Genomic DNA, 21,985 nt, shown 5'->3' with positions numbered 1-21,985 from the left:
CCGAATGCGCCAGTACTCTCCGGACCTGACCCCGCCGTGGAAGAAGCCCAAGCCGGTCCCCGAGGTCGAGGCGGAGCCCGGCCTGGTGGTCGAGGAGCCCGGCACCGGCTTCTGCGGAGCGGTGATCCGCTGCGAGGCGGGCACGGTGACCCTGGAGGACCGCTTCGGCAAGCACCGGGTGTTTCCGCTGGAGCCGCGCGGCTTCCTGCTGGAGGGCAGGGTGGTGACGCTGGTACGCCCGTCCTCGGGCTCCGCGGTACGCCCCACCCGCACCGCCTCCGGCTCGGTCGCCGTGCCCGGGGCACGCGCGCGGGTCGCCCGCGCCGGGCGGATCTACGTCGAGGGCCGCCACGACGCGGAACTGGTGGAGAAGGTCTGGGGCGACGACCTGCGCATCGAGGGCGTGGTGGTGGAGTACCTGGGCGGCGTCGACGACCTGCCGGGGATCGTGGCGGAGTTCGCGCCGGGGCCGGACGCGCGGCTGGGGGTGCTGGTGGACCACCTGGTGCCCGGCACCAAGGAGTGGCGCATCGCACAGCAGGTGACCAGCGATCACGCGCTGGTCGTGGGCCACCCCTACATCGACATCTGGGAGGCGGTGAAGCCGTCGTCCCTGGGCATCCCGGGCTGGCCGCGGGTGCCGCACGGGCAGGACTGGAAGACGGGCGTGTGCCGGGCGCTCGGGTGGCCGTCGGAGAACACGGGCGCGGTGTGGCAGGCGATTCTGGCGCGGGTGACCTCGTACAAGGACCTGGAGCCGGAGCTGCTGGGGAGGGTCGAGGAACTGATCGACTTCGTCACGGACAGCGGCGGGGCCTGACGCCCCGAGGGCGCCGGGACCCGCCTTCGGGGCGATCAGTCCACCAGGTCCCGGACCACCGCGTCCGCCAGCAGCCGTCCCCGGAGCGTCAGTACCGCGCGTCCCTCCTCGTAGGGGCCCTCCTGGAGCAGCCCCTCGGCCCGTGCCCGCCGGGCGGCGGCGAGGCCCGCCTCGTGCAGCAGGGACAGCGGGACGCCCTCACGCAGGCGCAGCTCCAGCAGGATCCGCTCGACGCGGCGGTCCTCCGCCGGGAGCAGTTCCCGCCCGGCGCCCGGGGACCGGCCCGCCGCCAGGGCCGCCGCGTAGGCCCCCGGATGCTTCACGTTCCACCAGCGCACCCCGCCCACGTGCGAGTGCGCACCGGGACCGGCTCCCCACCAGTCGGCGCCGCGCCAGTACAGCTCGTTGTGCCGGCACCGGCCCGCCTCCGAGGCCGCCCAGTTCGAGACCTCGTACCAGTTGAAGCCCGCCGACGACAGCACCGATTCCGCCATCAGGTAACGGTCGGCGTGGACGTCGTCGTCGGTCATCGGGACCTCGCCCCGCCGGATCCGGCGGGCGAGCTGCGTGCCCTCCTCGACGATCAGCGCGTACGCCGAGATGTGGTCGGGGCCGGCGCCGATCGCCGCGTCCAGGGAGGCCCGCCAGTCGTCGTCCGTCTCGCCGGGCGTGCCGTAGATCAGGTCCAGGTTCACCTGCTCGAAGCCCGCCGCGTGGGCCTCCGCCACGCATGCCTCCGGCCGCCCCGGCGTGTGGGTGCGGTCCAGCACCTGCAGCACATGCCGCTTCGCGCTCTGCATGCCGAAGGAGATCCGGTTGAATCCGCCCTCCCGCAGCGCCGACAGGTAGGCCGGGTCCACCGACTCCGGGTTCGCCTCCGTCGTGATCTCGGCGTCCGGCGCGAGGCCGAACTCGTCGCGGATCGCGTGCAGCATCCGGACCAGATCGTCCGCCGCCAGCAGGGTCGGCGTACCGCCGCCCACGAAGACCGTCCGGACCTCGCGGGGGTCGTCGCCGAGGACCTTGCGGGCGAGCCGGATCTCGTCGGTCAGGGTGTCCGCGTAGTTGTCGCGGGACGCCAGCACGCCCCCCGTCCCGCGCAGCTCGGTCGCGGTGTAGGTGTTGAAGTCGCAGTACCCGCAGCGGGTCGCGCAGTAGGGGACGTGCAGATAGAACCCGAGCGGGCGGTCGGCGGCGCCGGCGAGCGCGGCGGCGGGCAGCGCGCCGTCGTCGGGGACCGGCTCGCCGTCGGGGAGTGCGGAAGGCATGCGTTCCATTGTCCAGCACCCCGCGCCCTTACTCGGCCTGGAGCACCAGCAGCGCCAGATCGTCCTCCGGCGGCCGTCCCCCGAAGTCGTGCACGAGCCGCCGGATCCGCTCGGCGATCGACTGCGCGCTGAGCCCGGCGCACCCGGCGAGCGCGGCGGCGAGCCCGTCCCCGTCGTCGAACTGGCGCGATCCGCTGCGCCGCTCCGTCACGCCGTCCGTCACGCACAGCAGGCTGTCCCCGGGCCCCAGCGCGAAGGTCTCACTGGTGTACGTGGCGTCCTCGATGACCCCGAGCAGGGTCTGCGGCTGCGCGACGGTGCGGACGCCCCCGTCGGGCCCGAGCAGTAGCGGTAGCGGATGACCGGCGGAGGCAAGGGTGCAGCGCACGCCCCCGTCGAAGGGGACCAGCTCGCCATAGAGCAAGGACAGGAAGCGGGTCTGCGGGCCGTCGCCCGGTGCCGCCGGGCCGACCAGGGCGCGGGCCCGGGCGTCGGCGGCCTCGGTGGCGTCGTCGAGGAGGAGCTGGTTGAGGCGGTCCAGCACGTCCGGCACCCGGTACCCCTCGCGGGCCAGCAGCCGCAGCCAGGGGCGGGCCAGGCCGATCACCACCGCCGCCTCCGGGCCCTTGCCCTGGACGTCGCCCACGGCGAAGCACCAGCGGCCGGCGCCGGCCGGGAAGACGTCGTAGAAGTCGCCGCTCGGGCCGCCCTTGTCGCAGGGCTCGTAGACGAGGGCGCTGCGCACGCCCGGGATCTCGGCGACCGCGCCGGGCAGCAGCCCGCGCTGGAGGACCGCGCTGATGGTGGCCTGGCGGGCGTACTGCCGGGCCGCCCCGATGGCCAGCGCCACCCGCCGTCCGAGGTCCTCCACCAGCCCGGTGACCTCGTCGGGGAACCCCTCGGGTCCGGACTGCCCGATGACGAGCGTGCCCAGCGGCCGGCCGCCCGCGACCAGGCGGTACGCCAGTGCCGTGCCGGCCGGCTCGTGCTCCCCCAGCGCCTGGCCGGGCCACGGGTGCGGCACGGGCCCGGAGCCCGGGTCGTCCGGCGGGTGCGGCGGCTCCTTCTCCAGCGCCCGGCGCAGTTCCTCGATGCGGTTCTCGCTGCCGTGCCAGACCCGGGCGAGGCGGGGCCCGGCGCCCGGGGTGCCGTGCGGGGACCGGCCGCGCCCGGTGAACTCGTCCTCCAGCCACACCGCGCACCAGTCGGCGAGCCGGGGCACCAGCAGTTGCCCGGTGAGGGCGGCGACCAGATCCTCGTCGAGCTGTCCGGCGAGCAGGTCCGAGGCCTCGGCGAGGAAGGTCAGGGCACCCCGGTGGAGCCAGTCCCGGTCCCGCTCGGGCCGTCCCGGACCGGGGCCCCGTACCGGGAAGGGGGGCGGGCCGGGGGGCACCGCGTGCTCGTCGGGCTCCTCCTCGGCGGGCAGCCGGGCCCACACCGTCTTCACGCCGGTGCGGTACGTCACGCCCCAGCACTCGGACAGGCGGGCCACCAGGGACAGTCCGCGCCCGTACTCCGCCGAGCCGTGCGCCGGTTCGGACGCGCCGTCGCGCGGGGCGCGCGCGGGGTGGTGGTCGGAGACCTCGACGACGACCGTGCCGGTCTCCTCCTCCGTCCGGCAGACCAGCTCGATCTCGGTGCCCGCGTGGACGACGGCGTTGGTGACGAGTTCACTGACCACCAGGACGGCGTCGTCGGCGATGCGGCGGGTGTGCGCCTGGGTGCCGGGCAGCCCGAGTTCGGCCCACTCGGCGAGCGCGGCCCGCACGAGGGCGCGGGCGGAGCCGGGCGCGAGGGGGCTTCCCGGGAGGGTGGCGCAGGCCCACGCACCCGGGCGCGCGGTCTCGCGCGCGGGCGCGCCGGAGGCACGGGAAGCGGTCTCCCGTTGCGCCGGAATGGCCCCCATGGACAGCTCCCCGAGCGGTTCGGACGAATTCGCCTCAGTCGACGCCGACAGAGTGACAGACTGACCACGCCCATAAGCACCGAGTTACCGAAGTGGGCCGCCATGAGTGAGAACAGTGGTACACGCACGCTCGAAGACGGTCAGATTCGGGCATCGGATCTGCGCCCTCTGCTCGTCGCGATGACCTCGGCGAGGGACGGCGACTTCCGGCACGTGTCCGATCCCGGCACCGGCGTGGTGGCCGAGCTCGTCGCGGCCTACAACCAGATCATGAACCGCAGTCTGCACTTCAACTCCGAGGTGCAGCGCGTCAGACGAGAGCTCGTCCGGCACGGCCGGCTCGACGAGCGGCTGGCGGCGAGCCCGGGCCAGGGCGCCTGGACGGCCCGGATCAATGACGTCAACCAGCTCCTCGACGCCATCGTGGCCCCGGCGGCCAACGCGACCCGGGTCCTGGACGCGGTGGCGGGCGGCGATCTGACCCAGCGGGTCGATCTGCACGACGGTTCCCGCCAGTTGCGGGGCGATCTGCGGCGGCTGGGCCGGGCCGTGAACAAGATGGTCGACCAGCTCTCCCTGTTCACCGGCGAGGTGACCCGGGTGGCCCGCGAGGTCGGCACCGAGGGACGGCTCGGCGGCCGGGCCAAGGTGCGCGGTCTTTCGGGCAGTTGGCGGGACGTGACCGAGGCGGTCAACACCATGGCCGCCCGGCTGACGGCGCAGGTGCGGGACATCGCCCTGGTGACGACGGCGGTGGCGCGCGGCGACCTGACCCGCACGGTCACCGTCGAGGCGACCGGTGAGCTGCTCGAACTGAAGCTGACCGTCAACACGATGGTCGACCAGCTCTCCGCCTTCGCCGACGAGGTCACCCGCGTCGCCCGCGAGGTCGGCACCGAGGGCCAGTTGGGCGGGCGCGCGCAGGTGCGGGGCGTGTCCGGGGTGTGGAAGGACCTCACCGACAACGTCAACTTCATGGCGTCGAACCTCACTTCGCAGGTCCGCAACATCGCGCAGGTCACCACCGCCGTCGCCAACGGCGACCTCAGCCAGAAGATCACCGTCGACGCGCAGGGCGAGATCCTGGAGCTGAAGTCGACCATCAACACGATGGTCGACCAGCTCTCCGCCTTCGCCGACGAGGTCACCCGCGTCGCCCGCGAGGTCGGCACCGAGGGAAACCTCGGCGGCCGGGCCCAGGTGCGCGGCGTGAGCGGGGTCTGGAAGGACCTCACCGACAACGTCAACTTCATGGCCGACAACCTCACCTCCCAGGTGCGCAACATCGCCCTCGTCTCCACCGCCGTGGCCCAGGGCGACCTCGGCAAGAAGATCACCGTGGAGGCCAAGGGCGAGATCCTGGAGCTGAAGTCGACCATCAACACCATGGTCGACCAGCTCTCCGCCTTCGCCGACGAGGTCACCCGCGTCGCCCGCGAGGTCGGCACCGAGGGAAACCTCGGCGGTCAGGCCCAGGTGCGCGGCGTGAGCGGGGTCTGGAAGGATCTCACCGACAACGTCAACTTCATGGCGCTGAACCTCACTTCGCAGGTCCGCAACATCGCCCAGGTCACCACCGCCGTCGCCAACGGCGACCTCTCCAAGAAGATCACGGTCGACGCGCGCGGCGAGATCCTGGAGCTGAAGGACACCGTCAACACGATGGTGGAGCAACTGCGCGCCTTCGCCGACGAGGTCACCCGCGTCGCCCGGGAGGTCGGCACCGACGGCAACCTCGGCGGCCGGGCCCGGGTGCTGGGCGTCTCCGGCGTCTGGCGGGACCTGACGGACAACGTCAACTACATGGCCGACAACCTCACCTCGCAGGTGCGCAACATCGCCCAGGTCGCCACCGCCGTGGCCCAGGGCGACCTGTCGAAGAAGATCGACGTGGACGCGCGCGGCGAGATCCTGGAACTCAAGACCACCATCAACACCATGGTCGACACGCTCTCCTCGTTCTCCTCCGAGGTCACCCGCGTGGCCCGCGAGGTCGGCTCCGAGGGCCAGCTCGGCGGCCAGGCCCGGGTCGAGGGCGTGTACGGCACCTGGAAGCGGCTGACGACCAATGTGAACGAGCTGGCACTGAACCTGACCACCCAGGTCCGCGCCATCGCCGAGGTGGCCTCGGCCGTGGCGCAGGGCGACATGTCCCGCTCGATCACCGTGGAGACGCGCGGCGAGGTCGCCGAGCTGAAGGACAACATCAACCTGATGGTGGCCAACCTCCGCGAGACGACCCGCGCCAAGGACTGGCTGGAATCCAACCTCGCCCGCCTGGCCTCCCTGATGCAGGGCCACCGGGACCTGATGGAGGTCGCCGACCTGATCCTGCGCGAGCTGACCCCGCTGGTGAACGCCCAGTACGGCGCGTTCTACCTGGCGGACCCGGAGCAGGACGGCACCACCGCCCCGACCAAGGGCCTGGCCTTCATCGCCGGTTACGGCGCCGCGCAGGGCGCCACCATGGAGACCGGCGGTCTTCCGGTCCACGGCCTGGTGGCGCAGGCGGCCCGCGAGAAGAAGCGCATCCTCGTCGAGGAGGCCCCACCGGACTACATCAAGATCAACAGCGGTCTCGGGGAAGCCGCTCCCACCACCATCGTCATCATCCCGATCCTCTTCGAGGACAAGCTCCTCGGGGTGATCGAGCTGGCGTCCTTCTCCCGCTTCTCCGATGTCCACCTGGCCTTCTTCGACCAGTTCGTGAACACCATCGGCGTCGCCATCAACACCATCATCGCCAACTCCCGCACCGAGTCGCTCCTCGGCGAGTCCCAGCGGCTGGCCATGCAGCTGCAGGAGCGCTCGGACGAACTCCAGAAACAGCAGGCGGAGTTGCAGCACTCCAATGCCGAACTGGAGGAGAAGGCGGCCCTGCTGGCCACCTCCTCGCAGTACAAGTCGGAGTTCCTGGCGAACATGTCGCACGAGCTGCGCACCCCGCTGAACTCCCTGCTGATCCTCGCCCGTCTCCTCTCGGACAACCCGGACGGCCATCTCACCGACCAGGAGGTCCAGTTCGCGACGACGATCCACCGCTCGGGCTCCGACCTGCTGCAGCTGATCAACGACATCCTCGACCTGTCGAAGATCGAGGCCGGCCGGATGGACGTACGCCCCAAGCGGCTGCCGCTGATCAAACTGCTCGACTACGTCCACGCCACCTTCCGCCCGCTCACCCACGACCGCGGGCTCTCCTTCGAGGTGTCGGTCGGCGAGGACGTCCCGCGCGAGATGTACTCGGACGAGCAGCGCCTGCAGCAGGTGCTGCGCAATCTGCTGTCCAACGCCATCAAGTTCACCGCCTCGGGCCGGGTCGAGCTGCGGGTCGGCCTGGTCAAGGACGCGGAGGCCGGTGAGCGGGTGATCGCCTTCGAGGTGTCCGACACCGGCATCGGGATCGCACCGGAGAAACTCCCGGTGATCTTCGAGGCGTTCCAGCAGGCCGACGGCACCACCAACCGCAAGTACGGCGGCACCGGTCTCGGGCTGTCCATCAGCCGGGAGATCGCGGGCCTGCTGGGCGGCCGTATCGTCGCCGAGAGCGTGCCGGGACAGGGCTCCACCTTCACCCTGTACGTCCCCGTCGTCAGCCCCGGCCACCCGGTGGCCGACGACCGGAGCACCGTACTGGTGCCGGAGCAGATGTCCCCCCTGCCGGAGGCGGACGACGCCTGGCCCACGCCGACCAAGCTGGAGGAGTGGCAGTCGGGCCGGGCGGGGCAGGTGCTGTCCGGGCGGCGCGTGCTGATCGTGGACGACGACATCCGCAACGTGTTCGCGCTCACCCATGTGCTCGGCCGGGTCGGCATGCCGGTGCTCTACGCGGAGAACGGCCGCGAGGGCATCGAGACCCTGGAGCGCAACCCGGACGTCGAACTCATCCTGATGGACATCATGATGCCGGAGATGGACGGCTACGAGACCATCGCCGCGATCCGCCGCACCCCGCGCTGGGTGGACCTGCCCATCATCGCGCTGACCGCGAAGGCCATGCCCGGCGACCGGGAGAAGTCCATCGCGCGCGGCGCCAACGACTACGTACCCAAACCGGTGGACGTGGACCGACTGCTCACCGTCGTGTGCGCCCTGCTGGACCCGGAGGAAACGCACGAGGCGACGCCATGAGCGCCCAGGACGCACGGGACGGGCGCGCCGGCATCCTCCTGGTCGACGACATGGAGGACAACCTGATCGCCCTGGAGGCGGTCCTGGGCTCCCTCCACGAACCGCTGGTGCGGGCGCGTTCCGGCGAGGAGGCGATGAAGGCCCTGCTGCGCCGCCGCTTCGCCCTGGTCCTGCTGGACGTCCGGATGCCCGGCATGGACGGTTTCGAGACGGCGGCGAACATCAAGCGCCTGGACCAGACGAAGGACGTCCCGATCATCTTCCTGACCGGCGCGGAGGACGACACGGGGTATGCCTTCCGCGGCTACGCCACCGGCGCGGCCGACTATCTGACCAAGCCCTTCGACCCGTGGGTGCTGCGGGCGAAGGTGAAGGTGTTCCTGGACCTGCACAGCAAGCAGCTCCAGTTGGAGGCGCTCAGGGCGGAGGTCCAGGAACTGCGGGAGCTGGTCGGCGGGGACCCGGGAGCCGCTACGCCTCGCGCGTCCCGGCGTACATCTCCTCGATGAGGTGCTTGTACTCCCGCTCCACGACCGGCCGCTTCAGCTTCAGGCTCGGCGTGATCTCGCCGTGCTCCACGTCGAGGTCCCTCGGCAGCAGCCGGAACTTCTTGATGGTCTGCCACCGCTGCAGGTTCTCGTTGACCTGCTTGACGTACCCCTCGACCATCGCCACCGTCTCCGGCGCCGCGACGACCTCCGCGTACGACTTGCCCTCCATCCCGTGCTCCTTGGCCCAGCCCATCAGGGCCGGCTCGTCCAGGGCGATGAGCGCCGTGCAGAAGTTCCGGTCGGCGCCGTGCACCAGGATGTTGGAGACGTACGGGCAGACCGACTTGAAGGAGCCCTCGATCTCCGTCGGCGCGATGTACTTGCCGCCGGACGTCTTGAACAGGTCCTTCTTGCGGTCGGTGATCCGCAGGTAGCCGTCGGGGGAAAGCTCGCCGATGTCGCCGGTGTGGAACCAGCCGTCCGGCTCCAGCACCTCCGCCGTCTTCTCGGGCAGGCCGTGGTAGCCCTCCATGATCCCGGGGCCGCGCAGCAGGATCTCGCCGTCGTCGGCGATCCGGACCTCGCAGCCGGGCAGCGGCTTGCCGACCGTGCCGGTGCGGTACGCCTCGCCCGGGTTGACGAAGGAGGCCGCGGAGGACTCGGTCAGGCCGTAGCCCTCCAGGATGTGGATGCCGGCACCGGCGAAGAAGTAGCCGATCTCCGGGGCCAGCGCGACCGAGCCGGAGACACAGGCCCGCAGCCGGCCGCCGAAGGCGTCCCGCAGCTTGGAGTAGACGAGGGCGTCGGCGACCTTGTGCTTCGAGCGGAGGCCGAAGGGGACGGACGCGGTGCCGGTGCGGCGGAAGTTGTCCTGGCTGACCTTGGCGTACTCGCGGGCCACCTCGGCCGCCCACAGGAAGATCTTGTACTTGGCCCCGCCGCCCGCGCGGGCCTTGGCGGCGACGCCGTTGTAGACCTTCTCGAAGATGCGCGGCACGGCCGCCATGTACGTCGGCTGGACGACCGGCAGGTTCTCGATGATCTTGTCGACGCGGCCGTCGACGGCGGTGACATGGCCGATCTCGAGCTGGCCGGAGGTGAGCACCTTGCCGAAGACGTGGGCGAGCGGCAGCCACAGGTACTGCACGTCGTCCTGGCCGAGGAGCCCGGTCGCGCCGATGGCCTTGGCCATGTACGACCAGTTGTCATGCGGCAGGCGCACACCCTTGGGGCGCCCGGTGGTGCCGGAGGTGTAGATGAGGGTGGCGAGCTGGTCCTTGGTGATCGCGCCGACCCGCTCCTTGACCAGGTCGGCGTCCTTCTCCAGCCGGGCGGCGCCGCGCTTCTCCAGCTCGTCCAGGGTGAGGATCCAGTCGGCGGTCTCGACGCCGGCCGGGTCGATCACCACGACGTGCGTGAGGTCGGGCAGCTCGGCGCGCTTCTCGACGGCCTTGGCGAGCTGGGCCGCGTCCTCGGCGATCAGCACCCGGCTGGCGGAGTCCGCGAGGATGAACGCCGACTCCTCCGCGTTGGTCTGCGGATAGACCGTGGTCGTGGCGGCGCCGGCGCACATGATGCCGAGGTCGGCGAGGATCCACTCGATGCGGGTCGAGGAGGCGAGGGCGACCCGCTGCTCGGGCTGCACCCCCAGCTCGATGAGACCGGCGGCGATCGCGTAGACCCGCTGGGCGGCCTGGCTCCAGTTCAGCGACTTCCAGTCATCCGGGCCCTCCCCGGCCGCGTTCGGCACGGGATAGCGATAGGCCTCGGCATCCGGCGTGGCCGCCACGCGCTCCAGGAAGAGGGCCGCCACGCTCGGCGGACGGTTCTCGATCAAAGTCTGTGTGTCGCTCACGACATCCTCCGGGGCCCGCGACGATGCGGCTGGCTCAGAATGCGGCTGGTTCTACTCGCGTGCCGTTGTTTAACTCGCGAGTAACTATCGAGCAGGGATCAGAGTAAGGCGCGACCGGCCGGGGCGTAAGAGCCCGCGCCCTGTCACTTCCTACAGAGACCTACCCCTCACATGCGCCGGGGCCCGCCGCACTTTCGTACGACGGACCCCTCGGTGCCCGATTTGCCGGGCTGAGCACCGGTGACCGGCGGTTACTTCTTGCCCTTGCCCGACCCCGCGCTGTCATCACTGCTCAGTACGGCGATGAAGGCCTCCTGCGGAACTTCCACGGAACCCACCATCTTCATCCGCTTCTTGCCCTCCTTCTGCTTCTCCAGCAGCTTCCGCTTACGCGAGATGTCGCCGCCGTAGCACTTGGCGAGGACGTCCTTGCGGATGGCGCGGATGGTCTCGCGGGCGATGACCCGGGAGCCGATGGCGGCCTGGATGGGCACCTCGAAGGCCTGCCGGGGGATCAGCTCACGCAGCTTGGCGACGAGCCGCACCCCGTACGCGTAGGCCGCGTCCTTGTGGGTGATCGCGGAGAAGGCGTCCACCTTGTCGCCGTGCAGCAGGATGTCGACCTTGACCAGGCTGGAGGTCTGCTCACCGGTGGGCTCGTAGTCCAGGGAGGCGTATCCGCGCGTCTTCGACTTCAGCTGGTCGAAGAAGTCGAAGACGATCTCGGCGAGCGGCAGGGTGTAGCGGATCTCGACCCGGTCCTCGGAGAGGTAGTCCATGCCGAGCAGGGTGCCGCGCCGGGTCTGGCACAGCTCCATGATCGAGCCGATGAACTCGGTCGGGGCGAGGATCGTGGCGCGTACGACCGGCTCGTACACCTCGTTGATCTTGCCCTCGGGGAACTCGCTGGGGTTGGTGACGACGTGCTCGGTGCCGTCCTCCATCACCACCCGGTAGACCACGTTCGGCGCGGTCGCGATCAGGTCGAGCCCGAACTCGCGCTCCAGCCGCTCGCGGATCACGTCCAGGTGCAGCAGCCCGAGGAAACCGACGCGGAAGCCGAAGCCGAGGGCGGCGGAGGTCTCCGGCTCGTAGACGAGGGCGGCGTCGTTGAGCTGGAGCTTGTCCAGGGCCTCGCGCAGCTCGGGGTAGTCGGAGCCGTCCAGCGGATACAGACCGGAGAAGACCATCGGCTTCGGGTCCTTGTAGCCGCCGAGGGCCTCCGTCGCGCCCTTGTGCATGCTGGTGACGGTGTCACCGACCTTGGACTGGCGGACGTCCTTCACACCGGTGATCAGATAGCCCACCTCGCCGACGCCGAGACCGTCGGCGCTGAGCATCTCCGGCGAGTTGGTGCCGATCTCCAGCAGCTCGTGGGTGGCGCCGGTCGACATCATCTTGATGCGCTCGCGCTTGCTGAGCTGGCCGTCGATGACACGGACGTACGTCACCACACCGCGGTAGGAGTCGTAGACCGAGTCGAAGATCATCGCGCGGGCGGGGGCGTCCTTGACGCCGACCGGCGCCGGGACCTCACGGACCACCCGGTCGAGCAGCGCGTCGACGCCGACACCCGTCTTGGCGGAGACCCTGAGAACGTCCTCGGGGTCGCAGCCGATGAGGTTGGCGAGCTCCTCGGAGAACTTCTCCGGCTGGGCGGCCGGCAGGTCGATCTTGTTCAGGACGGGGATGATCTTGAGGTCGTTCTCCATCGCCAGGTAGAGGTTGGCGAGGGTCTGGGCCTCGATGCCCTGGGCGGCGTCGACGAGGAGGACGGTGCCCTCGCAGGCGGCGAGCGACCGGGAGACCTCGTAGGTGAAGTCGACGTGCCCCGGGGTGTCGATCATGTTGAGGATGTGCGTGTTGCCCTTGTCCGTGGTAGGCGCCCAGGGCAGACGCACGGCCTGGGACTTGATGGTGATACCGCGCTCGCGCTCGATGTCCATGCGGTCGAGGTACTGAGCGCGCATCTGCCGTTGCTCGACCACACCGGTCAGCTGGAGCATCCGGTCGGCGAGCGTGGACTTGCCGTGGTCGATGTGCGCGATGATGCAGAAATTGCGGATCAGAGCCGGGTCGGTTCGGCTCGGTTCGGGCACATGGCTAGGGATCGCGGGCACGCAGGGTCCTGATTCTTGAGGTGTCCGCAGCCGTCTGCGGTCTCGGGTCGGAACGATCGGGTCTATACGTAGGCTCCATGGTCCCACGGGCGGCGACCGGGGACCGGTTTGGGCCGCATGCTGGGCCACTGGTAGTCTGGGTGGCTGTGTCTCTTGCCCTCTCAGCGCGAGGCACACCCCAAGAAAATCACCCGGTACGGATTCCGTGCGGCTTTCGCGCGGACCCGTGCCAGAACCTGTAGAGGCTCATTCGTGGCGAACATCAAGTCCCAGATCAAGCGGATCAAGACCAACGAGAAGGCGCGGCTGCGCAACAAGGCCGTCAAGTCCTCCCTGAAGACCGCGATCCGCAAGGCCCGTGAGGCCGCTGCCGCGGGTGACGCCGAGAAGGCCACCGAGTACCAGCGCGCTGCCGCGCGTCAGCTCGACAAGGCCGTCTCGAAGGGCGTCATCCACAAGAACCAGGCCGCCAACAAGAAGTCGGCGCTTGCTTCGAAGGTCGCTTCCCTCAAGGGCTGAACCTTTCTGATCTGACCGCCGGATGGACCCAGAGCGGGCCCTCTCTCATCCGCTCCCGTCCGGCACCCCGAGCTCGCACGCGGCCTGCGTTCGCCACGCGGGTGCGAGCTCAGCAGCTTCACGCTTCACATGAAGGCCCCGGCGCCCCGCCCTTCCCCAGGGCGAGTGCCGGGGCCTTCGGCTTGGGCCGTGGGCCTTGCTCGGGGGTGGGCCGGGGGCCTCGGCGTGGGCCGGTGTCATGGATGGGTGCCGGGGCCTTCGGCTTGGGCCGGGGTCTTCGGCGTGGGCCCGTGTCACGGGCGGGTGCCGGGGCCTTCGGCTTGGGCCGGGGGCCTTGCTCGGGGGTGGGCCGGGGGCCTCGGCGTGGGCCCGTGTCACGGGCGGGTGCCGGGGCCTTCGGCGTGAGCAGGGGCCTTCGGCGTGGGCCCGTGTCATGGGTGGGCGCCGGGGCCTTGGGCGTGGGCCGGTGTTACGTCCAGAAGGCGTTGGCCTGGTCGATGTCCTCGACGCACTCGTCGAGATCGGTGGCCTTGTCCCCGACGATCCGGAAGATGATGCAGCCCTTCTCGTCGATGCGCTTTCCGTTGCGCTCGGCGCTGAAGCGGTGCAGGGCGACGCAGTGGCCGCGGCCGTCGACCATGAGGTGGAGCAGTTCGGCGTTCATCGTGCCGCCGGTCTCCTCGAAGAGCCGGCCGTACATCTCGATGATCGCGTCCTGGCCCTTGTAGTCACCGGACAGCGGGTGGCTGCCGGGCACGTGGTGGGTGCAGTCCGATGCCATCAGCCCGCGCAGGGCGTCCATGTCACCGGATGCGAAAGCCTCGTATCCCTTGCGGACGAGTTGTGCGTGCGGGTGTTCAGCCATGGTGACCGCCACCTTTCCTGATCCGGCGATGGTGGCTGACACCCACGATTTTCCTCCCCGCCGCGGTCAGCGTCCTCTGGAGCGAGCCGCCCGCGCGATGATGACGACCGCCTTCTCCAGGGCGTACTCGGGGTCGTCCCCGCCGCCCTTGACCCCGGCGTCGGCCTCGGCGACGGCCCGCAGCGCGACGGCGACGCCGTCGGGGGTCCAGCCGCGCATCTGCTGGCGCACCCGGTCGATCTTCCAGGGCGGCATGCCCAGCTCACGGGCGAGATCGGCGGGGCGCCCGCCCCGGGCGGAGGAGAGCTTGCCGATGGCCCGGACGCCCTGCGCGAGCGCGCTGGTGATCAGGACGGGCGCGACGCCCGTGGCCAGGGACCAGCGCAGCGCCTCCAGGGCCTCGGCGGCCCGGCCCTCGACGGCACGGTCGGCGACGGTGAAGCTGGAGGCCTCGGCCCGACCGGTGTAGTACCGCCCGACCACGGCCTCGTCGATGGTCCCCTCGACATCGGCGACCAGCTGCGACACGGCGGACGCCAGCTCCCGCAGATCACTCCCGATGGAGTCGACGAGCGCCTGGCAGGCCTCGGGGGTGGCGGAGCGGCCGGTGGCCCGGAACTCCTGCCGCACGAAGGCCAGCCGGTCGGCGGGCTTGGTCATCTTGGGGCAGGCGACCTCCCGGGCGCCCGCCTTCCGGGCCGCGTCGAGCAGCGCCTTGCCCTTCACCCCGCCGGCGTGCAGCAGCACCAGCGTGATCTCCTCGGCCGGCGCCCCGAGGTAGGACTTCACGTCCTTGACGGTGTCGGCGGACAGATCCTGGGAGTTGCGCACCACGACGACCTTGCGCTCGGCGAAGAGCGACGGACTGGTCAGCTCGGCGAGGGTGCCCGGCTGCAACTGCTCCGAGCTCAGGTCCCGCACATCGGTGTCGGCATCAGCGGCCTTGGCCGCCCGCACGACCTCCTGCACAGCCCGGTCGAGGAGCAACTCCTCCTGCCCCACGGCAAGCGTCAGAGGGGCAAGCGGATCGTCGGTAGCACTTTTCCTGGCCATCGGGTCAAGGATGGCATGGGGGGCTGACAGTGGGGGACGGGGCGGGGGGCTGCTGGGGTGCCGGGGGCGGCATAACGCGGCGTTCCGGGGGCGGCGTGCTGCTGACGTGCCGGGGGCGGCATGACGCGGCGTTCCGGGGGCCTGCTGCTGGCGTGCCAGGAGGGGGGCGTAACGCGACGCGCCGGGGCGGCCTGCTGCTAACGCGCCGGGGCGGCATAACGCGGCGTTCCGGGGGGCGTGGTTCCGCCGACATGCCGGGGCGGCATAACCGGCGGCCGGGGCGGCCTGCCGCTGGCATGCCGGGGCGCGGCATGACGCGGTGTGCCGGGGCGGCGTAACCCGGCACGCCGGGGGCAGCGCCCGCTGCCCATCAGCGCGGCGGGCAAGGCTACGGCTCCTCCCGCCACCCCTCCCACTCCCCCGCGAACGCGTCCAGCTCCGCCGGATCCAGCGCCGCGTCCTCGTCCCGCAGCACCACCAGCCACTGCGCGTCCTCCGCGTCGTCCTCCCCGGCCAGCGCGTCCCGCACCAGCCGGGGCTCCTCGGCCACCCCGAACCGCTCCCGCAGCGCCTCCACGACCTCCTCGGCCGCGTCCCGGTCGGGCAGCACCAGCACATGTCTCACATCACTCACGCAGCCATTCTCCAGCCGCGCCCACCCCTGCCAGTCCTCACCCCTTCCGCACCGCACGCACCGCTACCGCCGCTCACCCCCTCCACACCGCACCCTCCACACCGCACCCACCGCTACCGCCCCTCACCCTCCCGCACCACGCCCAACCCCCACCGCTCCTCACCCCTCCCGCACCGCAGGCACCCGCTCCAGTTCGATCCCGAACCGCTCCCGGTACGCCGTCAGCACCTCCTCGTCCGTGGCGAGGTACCGCTCCTCCTGGCCCCCGTCCGCACCCGTCGTCTTGAACGTGCGCCCGCTCAGCGTGACCCGCCCCCCGTCCTCCGTCACCCGCGAACACACCAGCGACTGCGTGAAGTGCGAGGCCGGCGAGGCGGAGTGCCACCACGCCCCGGCGACGAAGTCACCGAGCACCCGGGGCCGCCTCTCCAGCCGGTACACCGGCCTGCCGTTCATCACGACGTCCAGGTCCGCCGCCTCCGGCAGCCGGGGCCCGCCCCGCACCCCGGCCGCGTCCGGCCCCGCCTCCACGATCCGGAACACCCCCGCGGGATCCTCCTGCTCCCCCCGCGCCTCCAGCGCCAGCGGAAAGTGGCTGTGCGCCCCGAACCCGACGTCGGCCAGCCACTCGCCCCCGTCCACGGTCCGCACCCGCAGCGTGAGATGGTCGTACGGGATCCCCAGTCGCCCCTCCCGGTCGTAGACCCGTCCCGCCAGCAGCGTCACCTCGTACCCGAGCGCCGCGAGCAACGCCCCGAAGGCGCCGTTCAGTTCGTAGCAGAACCCTCCCCGCCGCGCGCCGATCAGCTTGTCCAGCAGCCGCTTCTCCTCCAGCACGATCTCCTCGCCGAGGTGGATCGACAGGTTCTCGAACGGCACGGTGCGCAGATGGCTCAGGTGCAGCTCGCGCAGGACGTCCACGGTCGGCCACGCCGGGTGGGCCACCCCGAGCCGGCTCAGATAGGCATCAACTTCTGCGGAATTCATGCCCTCAGTCTCCCGCCACCCGCAACTCCCTGCCCGCACCGACCACCGCCAACGCCCCGTCCTCGTCGGTCCGCAGCACCACCGCCCCCCGCGCCCGCAGCGCGGCGACCGTGCCGGGGGCCGGATGCCCGTACGAATTGCCCTCCCCGGCAGAGATGAGCGCCAGCCGCGGCGCCGCCCTGCGCATCAGCTCCGGGTCCTGGTACGCCGAGCCGTGATGGGCCACCTTCAGCACATCCACCCCGCCCAGCAGCCCGCCCGCCGGTGATCTCAGCAGCGCCCGCTGTGCCGGTGGTTCGAGGTCCCCCAGCAACAGGAACCGCACCCCCGCCACCTCCGCGAGCAGGGCGACACTGGCGTCGTTCGGCCCTTCCGTTCCCGGCACCGCAGCCGACGGCGGCCACAGCACCTCCCAGGACAGCGCGCCGGTCCGCCGCCGCTCCCCGGCCACGGCCCGGGTCACCGGGACGCCCCGCGCCGCGGCCAGTCTCCGGACGAACTCCGCCTGCTCCTCCGGCTCCTGGCAACCGGTCGTCCCGATCGCCCCCACAGCCCGGCCGCGCAGCACCCCGGGCAGGCCCGCCACATGGTCGGCGTGGAAGTGGGTGAGGACGATCAGCGGGATCCGGGTGATGCCCAGCGTGCGCAGACAGTGGTCGACGAGCTCCGGGTCCGGTCCGGCGTCCACCACCACCCCGGTGCCCGCACCGGCCGCGAGCACCAGCGCGTCCCCCTGTCCCACATCGCACATCACCAGCCGCCAGCCCGGCGGGGGCCAGCCGCTGATCACCCGGACCAGCGGCGGAGGCTGCACCACGGCCAGCACCAGCAGCACCACGGCCGCCCCGCACCACCAGGGGTGCCGCCACAACCGCCGCCCGGCCAGCAGCAGCGCCACCGTGACCAGGGCCAGCAGCCCCGCCCCGGCCCAGCCGTCCGGCCAGTCGATGCCCGCGCCGGGCAGCGCCGCCCCGGTCCGGGCGATGTCGGCGATCCATCCCGCGGGCCAACTCGCGCACCACGCCAGCGCCTTGGCCACCGGCATCACCACCGGGGCGGTCGCCAGCGCGGCGAACCCGAGGACCGTGGCCGGGGCGACCGCGATCTCCGCCAGCAGATTGCACGGCACCGCCACCAGGCTCACCCGGGCCGACAGCACCACCACGACCGGTGCGCACACCGCCTGCGCGGCCGCCGCTGCCGCCACCGCCTCGGCCCACCGCGGACCGACCCCGCGCCGCCGCAACGCGGCACTCCAGCGCGGTGCCAGCGTCAGCAGCGCCCCGGTGGCCAGGACCGAGAGCAGGAACCCGGGACTGCGTGCCAGCCAGGGGTCGAACAGCACCAGCAGCAGGACGGCCGTCGCCAGCGCGGGCACCAGGGACCGGCGGCGCCCGGTCGCCAGGGCGAGCAGCACCACCGCCCCGCAGGCCGCGGCGCGCAGCACACTCGGGTCCGGTCTGCACACGACCACGAAGGCGAGCGTGAGCGCCCCGCCGCACACCGCGGTGGCCCGCAGGGACAACCCGAGCCGGGGCGCGAGCCCTCGCCGCTCCGCGAGGCGGGCCGTGCCCGGCGGCCCGATGAGCAGCACGAGAACGATGGTGAGGTTGCTTCCGGAGACCGCGAGCGTGTGCGCGAGGTCGGTCTCCTTGAACGCCTCGTCCAGTTCCGGGGTGATCCGTGCGGTGTCCCCTACGACCAGGCCCGGCAGCAGCGCCCGCGCGTCCGCCGGCAGTCCGTCGGTCGCCTCCCGCAGTCCGGCCCGCAGCCTCCCGGCGAACCGCTGTGCCGCCGACGCCGGCTCCACGACCTCCGGCGCCGCCTCGCCCCGCACCCGCAGCACGGCCGCGATCCGGTCACCGCCCGTCAGCGGCGGCGCCGACCGCGCGCTCACCCGCAGCCGGGTGGACGGCAGCAACCGCAGCCAGGGCGACCCCGCGGACGCCTCCACGACCACCAGCACCGGCGTCCGCGTCACCGCCGCCGCCCGGCCCTCGGCCGCCACTCGCCGCACCTGGGCGTTGACCAGCACGGCGGGCGGCCGCGTCCGGTCCCCGCTGACCCGGGGCCGGGTGAGCCGGGGATCGGAGGTGAGCTCCACCTCCGCGGTCACGGTGGCATACTCCCGGGCCAGCTCCGGCACCGGCCCGCGCCGCAGATCGGCGCCGTGCAGCCCGGCGGAAGCTGTGGCCGCGGCGACACAGAGCAGGACCGCGGCGACCGGCACGCCGGTCCGGGCCGGCCGTCGCGCCCACAGGAGCACGACGGCCGCACACAGGGCCACGGCCACCACTGCGGCGCTCCATCCGGCCGGCGCGGTCAGCATCAGCGCCGCTGTCGCCCAGGCCGCCAGCGCGGGCGGTACGAGTCGAAGATCCGTCGGTCCTTCCTGGCGCGGGTGGGACGCGCCGAGCCGTTTGCCGGAGGCCGCGTGCACCTCGGGGCGCCCGGCCTCGGGGGCGCCCGTCATGGCCGTACGAGATTCCGCAGGTCGGCGAAGCGGCGCTCGCCGATGCCGTTGACCTCGCGCAGCTCCGCCACGGAGCGGAAACCGCCGTTGCGGGTGCGGTGGTCGATGATGTGCTGGGCCAGGACCGGTCCGACGCCGGGCAGGGTGTCGAGCTGCTCGGCGGTGGCCGTGTTGAGGGAGACCGGGGCGGCGGAGGCCGCACCTGGCACCGGGGCACCGCCCTGCACCGCTCCGGCCGCACCCGGCACCGGGGCACCCCCTTGCACCGGAGCGGGCACGCCCACGACGACCTGTTCGCCGTCCACCAGGGAGCGCGCCCGGTTCAGCCCTGCCGTACTCGCGCCGGGCCGCACCCCGCCCGCCGCGCGCAGGGCGTCGTCGACCCGGGAGCCCGGCGGCAGCCGGTGGATGCCCGGTTCGCGCACCTTGCCGCTGACGTCCACCACGATCTCGGTCCCGGCGGACGCGCCGAGGAGGCCGGCTCCCGGTCCGGCGCTCTCCTCCCCCGCCGCGTAGGAGGCGGCCCGCACCACCTCGGGCGCCCGCACGTCCTGCGTCCGCCCGGCCCAGAAGTGCTGCACCGCGAAGCCCGCGGCGACGACCAGCACCACGGTGAGCGCGAGGAGGCTGCGCCGCTCGAGACCGCACCGCGCCTGCATCCACAGCGGCAGCCGCTCCCGCAGCGCGAGTCCGGCACGCCCCCGCCAGTCCTCGGCCGCATCGGCGCCGGGCGCACCCGGGTCCGGGCCGCCCTCGCCCTCCTGCGGCGGAGGCCCCTTGTCCGACTCCCTTTCCTCCAGGGCCCGTTCACCGAAGAGCAGCTCCGCACGCCGGCGGAGTTCCTCGGCCGGGGCATGGCGGTGCCGGGCGCGGCCTCGCGGGTGGGTGCGGTGGTGACGGGTGCGGACATCGGAACGGGGGCCGCGGCCCGGTCCACTGGCCGCGGCGGCGGTGCGTGTACGTGATCGAAGTGCCATGCCCCGAGACTGGGGCACCGCGGAAATCGGCGATGATCTTGCTCAATTCCCGGGGACAGCCCACCGGTTGTGGACAACTCCCTCACTCATGTGGGTGAGACCGCTCTCTCACCTGGGCGAGACCACAACCCCCAGCAACCCGGGCCCGGTATGCGCCCCGATCACCGCCCCCACCTCGCTCACATGCAGATCCGCAAGACCCCGCACCCGCGTCCGCAGCCGGTCCGCCAGCGCCGACGCCCGGTCGGGCGCGGCGAGATGGTGCACGGCGATGTCGACCTGTGCGCCCCCGGCCCGGTCCGCGACGATCTCCTCCAGCCGGGCGATGGCCTTCGACGCCGTCCGCACCTTCTCCAGGGGCTCGATACGGCCGCCGTTCAGCTGCAGCAGCGGCTTCACCGCGAGCGCCGAGCCGAGCAGCGCCTGGGCCGCTCCGATCCGGCCACCTCGGCGCAGATAGTCGAGCGTGTCGACGTAGAAGTAGGCGGAGGTGCCCGCCGCCCGCTTCTCCGCGGTCATGACCGCCTCGTCCACCGTGCCGCCCGACTCCGCGACCTGCGCCGCGGCGACCGCGCAGAAGCCGAGCGCCATCGCGATCATCCCGGTGTCCACCACCCGCACCGGCACCGGCGCCTCCCGGGCGGCGAGCACCGCGGCGTCGTAGGTGCCCGACAGCTCGGCGGACAGATGCAGCGAGACGATGCCGGTGGCGCCGGACTCCGCGACCTTGCGGTAGGTCTCGGCGAACCGCTCGGGGCTGGGGCGCGAGGTGGTGACGGAGCGCCGTTTCTGCAGCGCCTGGGCCAGGGAACGGGTCGAGATCTCGGTGCCCTCGTCCAGCGCCTGGTCCCCGAGGACCACGGTCAGGGGCACTGCTGTGATGCCGTGGCGCTCCATCGTCCGTGGCGGCAGGTAGGCCGTTGAATCGGTGACGATCGCGACATGGCGGGACATGAGCTGGAGGTTACCTGGCGTAGCGCCCGGGCGGCAGTCCGACCCCTTTCACCTGGGCGGCCGTGGCCGGATCAGGTGGTGCTCTCGGGGCGGGGCTTCTTCTGCTGCCAGGGGTAGGCCGGACGCGGGTCCGGCGGGGTGATGGCCGCTCGCGTCGGCTCCTCGGCCGTCCGCTGCCGCGAACCCTCCGGCCAGGTCTGCCGCGCGGCCGGCGCTTCGGCGGCGGGCGCCTCGGGCCACGGCGGCGGGGTGGTGGCGGGCGTCTCCTCGGTGGTCCAGTGCCGCAGGGCACCGGCCTCCATGTCGATCTGCGCGCTCAGTGAGTCCAGCTCGTCGTCGGCGAAGCGGCGGGCCCGGTCGCGGGCCGCCCACCGCAGCGAGTCCGCCGACTTGACGATGCGCTCGGTGCGCTCGCGCAGGTCCGGCAGCCGCTCGGCGAGGGTCGTCCGGTCCGGCTCGCTCTCCAGGCGCCGCAACTCGTCGTCCAGTTCGTGGCCGTGGGCGCTGAGCCGCTCGAAGAGGCCGAGGGACTCCTTCAGGGACTCGTCCTCGGCCACGCCCGCGCGCAGCGCGTCCTGGGTGGCGCGCATCGAGGTGCGCAGTTTCAGCCGCAGCTGGGCCAGTTCGCCCGCCGGGCCGATCTGGGCGAAGGACTTGGCGCGCAGGGTGTGGTCCTCGACCGTGCGGCGGGCCTGGGTGATCGTGCGGTCCACACCGCGCTTGGCGGCGCCGACCGCCTTCACCGTGGCGTAGGCGCCGAGCACCACGAGGAGCACGAAGAGCAGGGCCACGACTGCGATCACTGCTTCCACGATGCTCCTCCTCGGTTCCGCGGCACTCCTCGCCGCGCTGCTCTCCACGGTAAACGCAGCGGGCAGGCCCGGAGTTCCAGATGAACCCCGAACCTGCCCGTAGGGGACGACCCGGAGGCA

16 protein-coding genes are annotated in these 21,985 nt (G+C 72.1%); 4 read left to right on the top strand and 12 right to left on the bottom strand.

The annotated features are described in order from the left end of the window. Nucleotides 1-4: 4 nt before the first annotated feature. Complete coding sequence (locus ACFYW5_RS08015; RefSeq protein WP_389416087.1) at nucleotides 5-820, top strand: DUF3097 domain-containing protein; 816 nt, start codon at nucleotides 5-7, stop codon at nucleotides 818-820. A 35-nt stretch (nucleotides 821-855) separates the two neighbouring features. Here the strand turns inward: ACFYW5_RS08015 and hemW are convergent, their stop codons facing one another. Both hemW and ACFYW5_RS08005 read right to left on the bottom strand, forming a co-directional pair. Beyond that, entirely contained in the window at nucleotides 856-2,088 is a 1,233-nt protein-coding gene (gene hemW, locus ACFYW5_RS08010; RefSeq protein WP_389416086.1) for a radical SAM family heme chaperone HemW, read from the bottom strand. A 28-nt stretch (nucleotides 2,089-2,116) separates the two neighbouring features. Then, nucleotides 2,117-3,994, bottom strand: a complete 1,878-nt coding sequence (locus tag ACFYW5_RS08005; protein ID WP_389416085.1) for a SpoIIE family protein phosphatase — start codon at nucleotides 3,992-3,994, stop codon at nucleotides 2,117-2,119. Nucleotides 3,995-4,096: 102 nt separating this feature from the next. Here ACFYW5_RS08005 and ACFYW5_RS08000 point away from each other — a divergent pair, with 102 nt between their 5' ends. After that, on the top strand, nucleotides 4,097-8,125 hold the full coding sequence (locus tag ACFYW5_RS08000) for a HAMP domain-containing protein (protein ID WP_389416084.1): 4,029 nt from the start codon (nucleotides 4,097-4,099) through the stop codon (nucleotides 8,123-8,125). Then, nucleotides 8,122-8,634, top strand: coding sequence for a two-component system response regulator (locus ACFYW5_RS07995; protein WP_389416083.1), 513 nt, complete (start codon nucleotides 8,122-8,124; stop codon nucleotides 8,632-8,634). The genes ACFYW5_RS08000 and ACFYW5_RS07995 overlap by 4 nt, the downstream gene beginning before the upstream one ends. On the opposite strand, the gene ACFYW5_RS07990 is transcribed toward ACFYW5_RS07995, so the two are convergent. Together ACFYW5_RS07990 and lepA are read right to left on the bottom strand one after the other, a co-directional pair. Then, a complete protein-coding gene (locus tag ACFYW5_RS07990; RefSeq protein WP_389416082.1) occupies nucleotides 8,597-10,471 on the bottom strand; it encodes an AMP-dependent synthetase/ligase in 1,875 nt (624 codons plus the stop codon). The genes ACFYW5_RS07995 and ACFYW5_RS07990 overlap by 38 nt on opposite strands. A gap of 251 nt (nucleotides 10,472-10,722) precedes the next feature. Beyond that, nucleotides 10,723-12,591 (bottom strand): translation elongation factor 4, encoded by a 1,869-nt coding sequence (lepA, locus tag ACFYW5_RS07985; protein WP_389416081.1) that lies wholly within the window; start codon nucleotides 12,589-12,591, stop codon nucleotides 10,723-10,725. Nucleotides 12,592-12,843: 252 nt separating this feature from the next. Between lepA and rpsT the strand changes: the two genes are divergently transcribed. Then, entirely contained in the window at nucleotides 12,844-13,110 is a 267-nt protein-coding gene (rpsT, locus tag ACFYW5_RS07980) for a 30S ribosomal protein S20 (protein WP_030042978.1), read from the top strand. A 469-nt stretch (nucleotides 13,111-13,579) separates the two neighbouring features. On the opposite strand, the gene ACFYW5_RS07975 is transcribed toward rpsT, so the two are convergent. The 8 genes from ACFYW5_RS07975 to ACFYW5_RS07940 all read right to left on the bottom strand — a co-directional run bounded on the left by ACFYW5_RS07975 (nucleotide 13,580) and on the right by ACFYW5_RS07940 (nucleotide 21,865). Next, nucleotides 13,580-13,975, bottom strand: a complete 396-nt coding sequence (locus tag ACFYW5_RS07975) for a nuclear transport factor 2 family protein (RefSeq protein WP_389416080.1) — start codon at nucleotides 13,973-13,975, stop codon at nucleotides 13,580-13,582. A 66-nt stretch (nucleotides 13,976-14,041) separates the two neighbouring features. Continuing rightward, nucleotides 14,042-15,028, bottom strand: a complete 987-nt coding sequence (gene holA / locus ACFYW5_RS07970) for a DNA polymerase III subunit delta (protein ID WP_389416079.1) — start codon at nucleotides 15,026-15,028, stop codon at nucleotides 14,042-14,044. A gap of 388 nt (nucleotides 15,029-15,416) precedes the next feature. Continuing rightward, nucleotides 15,417-15,662 (bottom strand): hypothetical protein, encoded by a 246-nt coding sequence (locus tag ACFYW5_RS07965; protein WP_389416078.1) that lies wholly within the window; start codon nucleotides 15,660-15,662, stop codon nucleotides 15,417-15,419. 159 nt (nucleotides 15,663-15,821) lie between these two features. Next, nucleotides 15,822-16,649 carry an arylamine N-acetyltransferase gene (locus tag ACFYW5_RS07960; protein WP_389416077.1) on the bottom strand — a complete coding sequence of 276 codons (828 nt, stop codon included), beginning with the start codon at nucleotides 16,647-16,649 and terminating at the stop codon, nucleotides 15,822-15,824. 4 nt (nucleotides 16,650-16,653) lie between these two features. Continuing rightward, nucleotides 16,654-19,122, bottom strand: a complete 2,469-nt coding sequence (locus ACFYW5_RS07955; protein ID WP_389416076.1) for a ComEC/Rec2 family competence protein — start codon at nucleotides 19,120-19,122, stop codon at nucleotides 16,654-16,656. Next, the gene (locus tag ACFYW5_RS07950; RefSeq protein WP_389416075.1) at nucleotides 19,119-20,099 is read right to left on the bottom strand and encodes a helix-hairpin-helix domain-containing protein; all 981 of its coding nucleotides are present in this window, start codon (nucleotides 20,097-20,099) and stop codon (nucleotides 19,119-19,121) included. The genes ACFYW5_RS07955 and ACFYW5_RS07950 overlap by 4 nt, the downstream gene beginning before the upstream one ends. 108 nt (nucleotides 20,100-20,207) lie before the next feature. Beyond that, the gene (locus ACFYW5_RS07945) at nucleotides 20,208-21,053 is read right to left on the bottom strand and encodes a DegV family protein (protein ID WP_389416074.1); all 846 of its coding nucleotides are present in this window, start codon (nucleotides 21,051-21,053) and stop codon (nucleotides 20,208-20,210) included. A gap of 71 nt (nucleotides 21,054-21,124) precedes the next feature. After that, nucleotides 21,125-21,865, bottom strand: a complete 741-nt coding sequence (locus tag ACFYW5_RS07940) for a hypothetical protein (protein ID WP_389416073.1) — start codon at nucleotides 21,863-21,865, stop codon at nucleotides 21,125-21,127. Between the last annotated feature and the right edge of the window lie 120 nt (nucleotides 21,866-21,985).

Origin of the sequence: Streptomyces sp. NPDC002779 (assembly GCF_042888685.1) — a bacterium.
Lineage (GTDB): Bacteria > Actinomycetota > Actinomycetes > Streptomycetales > Streptomycetaceae > Streptomyces.
Note: the sequence above shows the minus strand (reverse complement) of the source record. Positions and strands in the feature narration are given on the sequence as shown.